Origin of the sequence: Rhodococcus sp. 06-1460-1B (genome assembly GCF_002258475.1) — a bacterium.
In the GTDB taxonomy this organism is placed as follows: Bacteria; Actinomycetota; Actinomycetes; order Mycobacteriales; family Mycobacteriaceae; genus Rhodococcoides; species Rhodococcoides fascians.
Genome location: NZ_NOYS01000035.1, coordinates 100,189 through 110,141, shown reverse-complemented (window position 1 = coordinate 110,141; position 9,953 = coordinate 100,189). Strand labels below are relative to the sequence as shown.

The 9,953-nt window shown below is 65.6% G+C and carries 5 protein-coding genes; all 5 read right to left on the bottom strand.

Annotation, left to right across the window (positions count from 1 at the left end; genetic code table 11):
* Nucleotides 1-375 precede the first annotated feature (375 nt).
* A complete protein-coding gene (locus CH268_RS21360) occupies nucleotides 376-1,785 on the bottom strand; it encodes a plasmid pRiA4b ORF-3 family protein (protein WP_094665827.1) in 1,410 nt (469 codons plus the stop codon).
* A 219-nt stretch (nucleotides 1,786-2,004) separates the two neighbouring features.
* Nucleotides 2,005-2,553: an LpqN/LpqT family lipoprotein gene (locus CH268_RS21355; RefSeq protein ID WP_052061704.1), complete on the bottom strand. Its 549-nt coding sequence runs from the start codon at nucleotides 2,551-2,553 to the stop codon at nucleotides 2,005-2,007.
* A 190-nt stretch (nucleotides 2,554-2,743) separates the two neighbouring features.
* Nucleotides 2,744-3,583, bottom strand: a complete 840-nt coding sequence (locus CH268_RS21350; RefSeq protein WP_027497968.1) for an HAD family hydrolase — start codon at nucleotides 3,581-3,583, stop codon at nucleotides 2,744-2,746.
* A gap of 28 nt (nucleotides 3,584-3,611) precedes the next feature.
* Entirely contained in the window at nucleotides 3,612-4,829 is a 1,218-nt protein-coding gene (locus tag CH268_RS21345; RefSeq protein WP_094665826.1) for a metallophosphoesterase, read from the bottom strand.
* Nucleotides 4,830-4,930: 101 nt separating this feature from the next.
* Nucleotides 4,931-9,898, bottom strand: a complete 4,968-nt coding sequence (locus CH268_RS21340; protein ID WP_094665825.1) for an AAA domain-containing protein — start codon at nucleotides 9,896-9,898, stop codon at nucleotides 4,931-4,933.
* Nucleotides 9,899-9,953 lie beyond the last annotated feature (55 nt).

Genomic DNA, 9,953 nt, shown 5'->3' with positions numbered 1-9,953 from the left:
CACAAGCGGATGGCTGATACATCGAATGCTTTCACCAAATAAAATTCGGCACTGACATTCATCGACACACTGTTGAGTTCTCAAAGAACACGCACACACTCGAACCCCACGAACACACAGTCCGTCGGCCTCAAGGGCAACTGTTCCAGCCTATCCCAGCTTGGTCTCGGACACAAGGCCCGACTCTTGGGGGATAAAACCTGCCGAGCCACACGTCCAACCTCGTTCACCCAGTCCGTGAAGACCGGGTCGGTGTCCGTCGCTCTGACTCGACAAAAGTTACGCCACCAACCCCACACACGCAAATCGGCAGGTCAGGGCGCTGCAGACGCGTCGAGCCGGCCGAGACGGCACCGAACGCCTCGGAATCGGCGGTCAACTGGACAAAGCGTCGCGTGCAAATCGACGGGACCAACTCGGTGAGTCCGTTACGGCTTCCCGAAAGTAGAAGCTCGGGCCATGGGCACCGATGAGGTCGAGAAAGCTCATGGTCGTCTGAGCAGCAAACTTCGCGTCGAACACACCGGAATCCTCACTGGCCCAGCCCAATTCGGAGACCGTCTCGATCAGCATCTCGTTGCGGTGGGCCGCTGAGGCCGATGCGGCCAGGGAGATCAGGAACAGCGTCGCGGCATCGGTCTCGTATGTCTCCCTCCCCAGCGGAAGCCGCGAGGCCGCATGCCGCCACATGCCGATCGGGTCGTCGGCCAGTGATTCGCCGAGCTTCGTGCGCAGCAGCCGCCCCTTCGCGATGCGGGTCAACCCGAGGTGTCGGACCGCCTCGCGCAAGTCGGTGACCTGATGGTGGTCGATCTCGCGGCTGCTCGACCCCACCCACCCCAGACCCCAATCGAGCTCGTCGCGGATCGCTGCCACGAACGCGGGCTTGAGGTAGCCGGCATCGGTGAGGACAGCGCCGCCGTCGCCGACCTTTCGGAGGAACCAGGTGAGCTTGGCCATCGCGATCTCGGCAACCGGCAGGTCCACCGAGCTCTCGACGGTGAGCTCGCACCGGGGCAGCAACGCCATCAGTGACGGCACCTGGGTGGGTCGTACTCGGTCGAACAGTCGCCCGATGGCCGGTGCGGCCGCGACAGCTTCGGCGAGCGTGGACCTACCGACATCTGCGGATTGCAGCACGCGGTTGACTGCATCGACCTCGAAACGGGCCGGGTCGAACGTCGGACCCCACTGGGAGAGAAGTTCGGAGTGTTCGGGGTCGGACGAGTCTGCCGCGATGTCCAGCGCCTGGGTATAGCGCGACGGACCGCCCGACGACTCGGGAGGACACGCGCGGGCACCGTCGAGACAGATCGAACGAAGGTCGTCGATATCGGAGTCCTCGTGTTCCAGCTCGACCGTGTGGGTCCACCCGTCACCGAAATCGTATTCGTACGTCATGACGGATCCCGGGTGCGTCAACACCTCGTCGACGCGTACCCGCTCCTCGCTGGAGGCATCGTCGTCCGGTTCGTCGTCGAGGGTCTCCTGCATTTCGAACCGTCGGGTCGCCCCCGCGGTTCTGACACTGAATGCGTGCAGGTGTCGGTCTTCCCAGCCCACGGCGATCTGCAGTACCGAATGCAACTCGGACAACAACAGATCCGATCGCACGCGCACTCGTCGCCAGATCGACGGCCGCGTGTGATCGATACTCACCCTCAGCACCAGATTCGCCAGGCCACGCGCGGCACCCTCCGTTGCGCTGGGTTCGGCCGGCTCGTCGGCTTCGGGGATATCCGGCACCACCGACAGGTGCCGAACGCGGCCGGTTCTGATCGACATGCGAACGACCCTAGCCGGATCGGTGCGGCATACCCAGGTGTCGCTGCCCGGCGCACTCGGACGCCGTCTGCGGCGATAGAGCGGACAGGCATCGCCTACTCTCGCGCGGGGCAGACTCCGTGCGCCCTGGACTGCTGCGGCTCGGTCGCCGGGGCGTCCGCCCGACTGCATCTTTCCCGGCCCGACAGCACGGGGTTGGCATAGAAAATCCGAGTGCCTCTACGCCGCGGGAAGCGTCAGTCCGTCGTTGATCGCGGACACGTCGAATGCGAGCGCATCCAGCTGAGACTCGAGCGTCGTCACGGTCAACTGGACCAAGTACTGGGCTCCCTCGCCGACCACTGCGTAGCGCGTCGTCACCGCAGCCGCGAGCCCTTGGGCGACGTAGGTGCCCCGAATGAACCGTGACGGCCAACCGACCCACGACGCCGTACTCGCCTCCCGCTCGACCCACCCGGGCATCGCGCGCCCGTCACCGAAACCCAACGCCATCAACGCTTCCGGGTCGATGGAGTGAGAGAGCTTCCCGACCAGCAAGACAGCATTCGGCGCGAAACCGTTCTCCACCAGGTTCGGCTCGACCGTCACTTGGGTCGCACCGGGAAACTGTGCCGGATCGAGCGTCTGCCACCCCGCGGGAACCGGCACCGTGATGCCGAGATCGGCCGCCGCAGCGCCGTCCAGCGGCAACACCTGCAGTGCATGAGCGTCGAGATACTCGGCGATCGTGGTGGGTTCGGACGGTCGGGTCGTGGGAGAGTCGTTCACTGCAGGCCCTTCGTGGTGGTCGATTCGGCACGACCGAGGCTACCGGCGTCCGCCGAACCTACCTCGACGACTCCACACAGCAGGTCACTGTTGTTCGGAGACAAAGCGATCTGTTCCGAGACAACGCCATCCGTGATGTCGGACCCAGATGGGTCGAAGGCCGGTCGACCGAGAACAGTATCGCGAACGACTACCGCTGCACTCGACGCTCGGTGAGTTCTTCGAGATAGCGGGCAACCGCATCGTCGTCGTGCGAATGCAGTACACGATCGGCCACAGCGCGCACCGGCTCCGCAGCATTCGATGGACACAGCGCGGTACCGGCCCACGCCAGCATGGGAAGGTCGTTGCGCGCATCTCCCACCGCTGCCACGTCGTCCTGAGCTACGCCCCACTGTTCGCACAACTCCGCCAGAGCAGTGGCCTTGGATACCCCGGCGGCGGACATCTCGATGTACGGTGCCCCGGAGTGCGTCAGCTCCACACCGACGAGACCTGCCTCGGCCACCAACGCGTACAACTCCTCGCTCGGCGTATCACTGTGTCGTGCAACAATTTTGACTGTCGGCTCGATGTCGGCCGACAGACCGTCCTCCGACAGCTCCATCTCGTGCGGGTGGCGGTGATGGTCGGCGAAGACACACAGCTCCGCGTATCGCGACTCGGCGACGAAACGAGTGGCACCCACAGTTGCGAACGCCACGCCGGGAACCAGAGATCGAACGGCGGAGGTGACAGCCGCGACCGTCTCCGTCGGCACCGACCTGGTCGCGACGATGACCGGGCTGCCATCGGCAAGGTCCAGCACCACCGCACCGTTCGCTCCCACTGCCGTACCGGTGAACCCACACGACGCCGCAAGCTCGGCGATGGAGTGCCGCGCCCGCGCCGTCGCCCACACCACCCGGATGCCGGCGGCTTCGGCCGCGGCCATCGCATCTGCCGTCCGCGCCGACACCGTTCGATCCGAACGAAGTAGCGTGCCGTCGAGATCGGTTGCGACTACCTGGATCTCTCCCGTGTGCCTCACCCGTCCGATACTGCCAGGTGCCGACGCGTCAGCCTGCCACCAACGTCAGGACCGAGATCTCACTCGGTGCGAACACCCGGAACGGCGGCCCCCAGAATCCCGACCCCCGACTGGTGTAGAGCTGCGTACGCGCTCCATGCCTGCTCAATCCGTGCACCACCGGCTGGTCCAGTCGAACCAATGCCGCGAACGGCCAGATCTGACCGCCGTGGGTGTGGCCGGACACCTGCAGATCGACGCCCGCTCGGACGGCGTCGCCGATCTGTTTCGGCTGGTGGGCCAGCAGCAACACCGGGATCGACGGATCGGCCCCGGCCAGTGCCCCAGCCAGATCGGCACCGTGGCCGGGGGCACCCGACCCTGCTGCCGTGGCGTCGTCAACACCGGCGATGACCAAGGCATCGTCACCTCGATGCAGCACGACATGACGATTGTGCAGCGCGTTCCACCCGATGCTCTGCATGTGGTCCAGCCACTCCTGCGCCTCACCGAAATACTCGTGATTACCGGTGACGTAGACGCGGGCGGCGGACGCGCGCATCGATTCCAGCGGCGCAGCCTGTTGCCTGCGCGTGGACACGGAACCGTCGGCAATGTCGCCGACGTGCGCGAGCACGTCCGGTTCGAGCGCGTTGACGGCGTCGGTCAGTCGCCTCGACCACACGGTTCGGTTCACCGGACCGAAGTGGGTGTCGGTGACCAGGACGACTCGCAGGCCGTCGAATCGGGCACCGAGCCGGGCAATGCTGACGCTCGTGTGCCGAACGCGCGGAGTGCGCATGGCCTCGTAATGGCCCCAGAGGGCAAGGCCGACGATCACGGTCACCGTCGCCGCCGCCGTTATTCGCGACCGCAATGGATCGTCGACACCGGCCGCCCACAGCCCGAGCCTGAGCAACAGTGAGAGCGCCGACCATACGAACGCGATCCAGGCGAGACCCAACAGGACGTCGCCGAGACGCGCCCAGGCGTCCTTCCTGTCCCCCTCGATGCCGGGCCGGTGACCGAGATACATCGCGGTGGGCAAGGCGAGCGCGGCAGCGATCACCAGTGCCGCGCCGAGCAGCCGAACCACCGGCGGCCAATGCGCACCCGCGAACAGCACGGTCCACATGGGCAGCCCGAACAGCACCGCACACAGGGCAACGACCGTGGCCGGCAGCATGATTCGCCGACGAAGTGTTCGGTCGGGCCGTTCGGGCACCGCCCTGTCGGCGTGCAGCCCCTGCGTCTGTCGATCTGCCATCGGCGGAGACCCTCTTTGCTCGAACGTGCGCGAATACCGCGAACCAGACTACGACGGTAACGAGCTGCACGCTGACGGGCCGCGACTCCCGCGGACTACACCTACGGGCTGCGGCGCGTGGTGTATCCCCGCAGTCCGTTGAGAGGCAGTTGGTGCTCGGCGACCACCTCGTCGACCGAGCTCTCGGACTCCTCGACGCCACCACTCGATTCGACACCGTCGACCGCGCCCCGCACTTCTTCGGAGCTGTCGACCGAATCGGATGCACCCGGTCCGTCCGAGTCCGCATCTGCGGCACGCTCTTTCGGTGCTGTCGGGGGTGTGGACGCGCGCGGACCTCCGGTCGCGTCGATCGTGCTCGAACCGTTCGCAGCACCGGTTCCGTTGGTCGACCCCGACCGTCTGGATGTGCCGGTTCCGTTCGTGGTGTCGGTGTCGGCGGTGTTGTCGCTAGGTATGTCGAGGCGGGGCATCGTCCACAGAGACAGCACCGAATCATGCCGAACGGGTGCGTTCGTTCGTGTCGCAGCCTCGAAAGCCCCGGAATCGTCGAACTGCGAGGACTCGAGCGGTACCGGTGTCCAGGTCTCCTCGGACGCCGTTCCGCCTTCCGCACCAACGGCACCGGGCTTGATTCCCAATCGCGCGAGGGTGAACCACAGACTGTCGAGAGCACCGTCACGATCGAGGTGGTACTCCGATTCCCGCACGCGCCAGAACGTCCACCCGCATCGCTTGAGTTCCTGCTCGCGTTGCAGATCCGCCGATCGTTGCGCGGGGGTGGTCGAGAACGAATCGACGTCGCATTCGACGGCGAGACGTGAGGATTCACCCGTGACGACAAGGGCCAGACGCCGATTGTTCACTTCCACACCGGGATTGACGTGGAACCCGCGCTCGACGAGGTCGTTCCACAACTGCTGCTCCAGCAGCGTCTCGAAAGGGGCCTTCCGTATCTCGCGTGAGACGTTCACCGGCATCGGATCGGCAGGCGCGGGCGAGACGGAGGTGACGTAGCTCAGCAACGAGTTGCGAAGATCCGCGCGCTTGAGCCGATCGACCGTCACCGAGTGGAACAGCCACAGCTGATCCTGTGCTCGCGACGCTGCCACGTTGAACCGCCGCTTGTACTGATTGGCTGTCAGAGTGGCGAAATTCTGATCGGGTGCCACCACCATCGACAGGAACACGACGTTGCGTTCGTCGCCCTGGAAGTCCGGTGGCGTCCCCACGCGAAGCCTGCGCTGTTCCCACTGTTCGATGCCGATGCGTTTGATCAGTTCGTTGCGAATTTCGTCGACCTGCGATTGTCCCTGCAGCACAACCACTCCGAAGGTCAGGTTGTCGTAGGCAGAGTCCTCGAGACACTCGGCGATCTGGTCGGCGATCGCGATCGCCTCGGTGCGGTTGACGAGCGAAGCATTCTTTCCGCTGACCGTCGCTCCGCGAACGTACGTGTGCCGCAACGGCGGCAGCCTGTCCGCGCCGAACTGCCGCACGGGAACGAGCGGGGAATCTCCGTAGAACTGCTGACTCGACCAGTTGATGATCTCGGGCATCGACCGGAAGTGCTCACGCAACCGCACCACCTGACCGAACCTGGTGCGCAGCATGGAGAACAGGCTCGACCTGGGCGTCAGCGTCGCACGCACGTGTTCGGGTAGATCGGGCAGGTAGACGTCCAACCGATCGAACACGTCCTCGAGAGTTCCGGTCTGCGGAACTTCGGCTGGCGCACACTGCCGGTCGTCACCCACCACGATCACGCGGGGAGCAAGGTACAGCAGGAAGAGACTGGTGATGTCGGCCTGACTCGCCTCGTCGACGATGACCACGTCGAAACTGTCCGGCACCGGCGGAATCGATGCCAGCACCTGCGAGAGTGGCATGACCCAGGCGGGCACGGCGCTCTGCGCTTCACGCATCGCCGATCGCGCTGCGCTGCGGTAGGTTTCGGCGTATTTGCCGGCCCCGGAACCGATGCTCGAGATGTGCTCACGGTACGTCTGCAGCGCACGCACCTCGACGGCGGTCATTCGTTCGAGACTGTTGCGCCAGGCACTGGCTGCGGCGAGACGCGTTGTGAGGTAGGCGATGTCGGTATCCGCAGCGGTCAGCTCGGCTTCCAGTTCCTGCTCGAGACCGCCGTGGTGCTGCTCACCGACCCACTCGCGTGCCCGACGCCACGCCCAGGCCTTCGACATCTGCCAGCTCAGCTCGTCCCATTCGACATCGCCGGCGGTGTCCCTGACCAGTTCGAACAATGCGGGTGCCACCTCGGACAGCGACGCCGACATCGAGTCGAGCAGAAACTGATCCTCTTGCTCGGCACACGCCTGCGAATACGCTGCGACAGCGGCCGCCAGTTCCAGCGGATCGGCAGCACTGAACGCACTCACCAGATTCGATCCCTCGGGCGAAGGCCCGGCATCGATGCGAGTGGCCACTGCGTATTGCAGGGCATCGAGCTCGGCACGCGCGGCATCGATGTCGATGCGCGTGGCGATGGCACGGGCGGCCCCGGCGATCTCCTGAGCTTCGGCCAAGCTCCGAATCCACGGTGCCGCAGGCGAAATGGCGTACAGCCGGTGCACCAGGGCATCGCGAGCGGAGACCAGTGCAGACACCAGGCCCAGCCGGTCGGCAATTCTCGCCACGTTGTTGACTCGAATCGAACGCGTGCCGTCGAGCGGAACGACGATGGCAAGGTCGGCCAGCAGCACAGCTGCGGTCTGCACGGTCTCGAGCGCACGGATGTGTTCGGCCACCAGGCGTACAGCCATCGCCGTCGTGGCGGGTTGCCCGTCCACGGTGGCGACGATGTCGAGAGCCTCGACTGCCTTCTGTTCCTCGCTGCGACGGAACCGGGGCTTCCATTCGATACCCGACTCGAGCGCGCCGGCGAGTGCATCCATCGCGGTCAGAGCCGTGGGCGAACTCGAGGAGCACTGGACATCGTGGGCACCGACGTAGCGGTCGGAGGCAGCGGCCGTCTCGACCATAGCGTCGATCCCGCTGACCCGAGACCACAGGTGGGAGGCTTCGCCGGACAACACGGAATCGGTCAGTCGCACGTAGGAACCGTCCAGTTCGGCGACCGCTCGAACCCGGGCCGAAAGCTCCTCGCACAGCTGCCTGATCTCGGAGGACACCGCTGGTTCCACACCGTCGAGCAACGCGACGAGATCGGCTGCGTGCGTCGAGAGAGCATCGATCCGTGCCCCTGCTCGCAGGCAGAGCGACGCGAGTTCGGCCGAGTTCGGCAGCATTGTCTCCGGACGCGGGAGCACCTGACGCGCGCGCAGTTCCCGAGTGCCGTCGGACCCGACGATGAGCGTGCGCAGCCGATCGACCTGGGCACCGTCGAGCGGTGGCCGATCGGCGAGCAGGGGGCCCGGCAGCCATTCGTGGGCGCTCTCGGCCGCTTTGACCTTGCGAACTATCGATGACACCGTGCCGTCGTATCCGTCCGACACGTACTCGTGCACAACGGTTTCGGACTCACGGAGAGCACGGACACGATCGAGCAGGTCGGCCCGCCGAGTCAGAGCTGCTCCGCGCTGCATCGTCAGCGCCTCGATCTTCTGCACCTCACTGGCCTCGTCGAAGGAGGTCTTCCGCTCGGCGATCTTGGCAACGCTTCGGTTGAGCTCGTCCGATCCACCGCGCGAGAGGTCGGTGATGGACACGCAGAGCTCCTGCAGCTCCGGTGGAAGCTTGTCCCGCAGCACCCGCAAAGCTTGTGACTTTTCACTAGTGACCAGGACCCGCTGACCGCGCGCCAACAGCCCGGACATCAGATTCGCGATGGTGTGTGTCTTGCCCGTCCCCGGCGGGCCCTCGACCACGACGCCGCTGTCACGCCCGAGCCGTTCGATGATCTGCGACTGCTCCGCGTTGGCGGGCAGCGGAAACAGCGGGTCCTCGGCCAGTACCGCCGACTCCCCCGCCCCGGTGCGTTCGAGCCACGCCAACCGTTCGGCGGGCTCGATGGCGTCGACCAGCTGCGCGAGCCCCAGAGGCACGGGAGAACCGGCGAATTCGAGGTCGGCGAGCATCTGCTCGTAGTACTCCACCAGCGCGAACGAATCGCGGACCCGGAGAACCAACGCCGGTGAGATGGTCAGAGTTCGGTCGTCGTCGATGTAGGCCAGGGCTCCGGGCGGTCCGAGGTGATCGAGCACCTCGATCTCGTGCCGCGGAATTCGCGCAGCCCAGTTCCTCAAGAACTTCTCGACCCCGGCACCGATCGGCGACGCGACCGTGTCGTGCAGTTCTTCGGCCATCGCCACCGAAACGGACGTATCGAAATCGTCCGAACCCGTCAGCAGCTGGCCGTCCTCCAGCCGCGGGGTGGTGCTGGCCGCGAGGCGAACCAGAAGATCACCGGTACGCACGTCCCGTTCGATGCTGGCCGACTGCGTGATCAGGTGGGTTCGGACGCTGCGCTGCGGATCGGGGCTGCTCGACGTCAGCAGCCCCGAGGCCACCACCAGTTCGATCGACTCGGGTCGCGACGCGAGCTCCTGCATCATCAGTTGCAGAGCCTGGTACAGCGCGGCCTGCGGACGCCGGTCCCGATCCTCCTGCGCCCATTCCTTCCACGACTCCGAGTACTCCTCGAAGGCCTGCTTGATCTCGTAGGCCTTGCGAATATCGAACTCGGCATCGGATTCCTGCGCCTCGGCCCGACGGCGGGACGTCACCGACGCCGCGTCGGCCAGCTCGAGTTCGCGATAACGACTGTCTGCGACGACCTGGGGATCGAGCCAACCCGACAGCAACGCGGGCGGCTCGGGCGGCTCGTCGACGGCGATCCGCGGCGCGCGGAGCACCACACCACCCTGTTTGGCTCGCGGGTCGAGCTGCATGGGAACGTCCCCGGCGTGCACCCACTCGACCTGCACGTGGTCGTCGAAACGCAGCACCGGGTTCGAACGCGCCTCGACGATTTCGCGAAGGAAGCGCAGCAGGCGTTGAACCCTGCTCTTGAGCTCGTCGTCGTGTTCACGACCGGTAGCCGCTGCAGCCGTCACAGTTTCCCCACAGATACTCGAATGGTCGTCCATTTCAGGGACGGTGTTTGCACACCCGGGCCACACTAGCCGTTGAAAACCAGTTGTT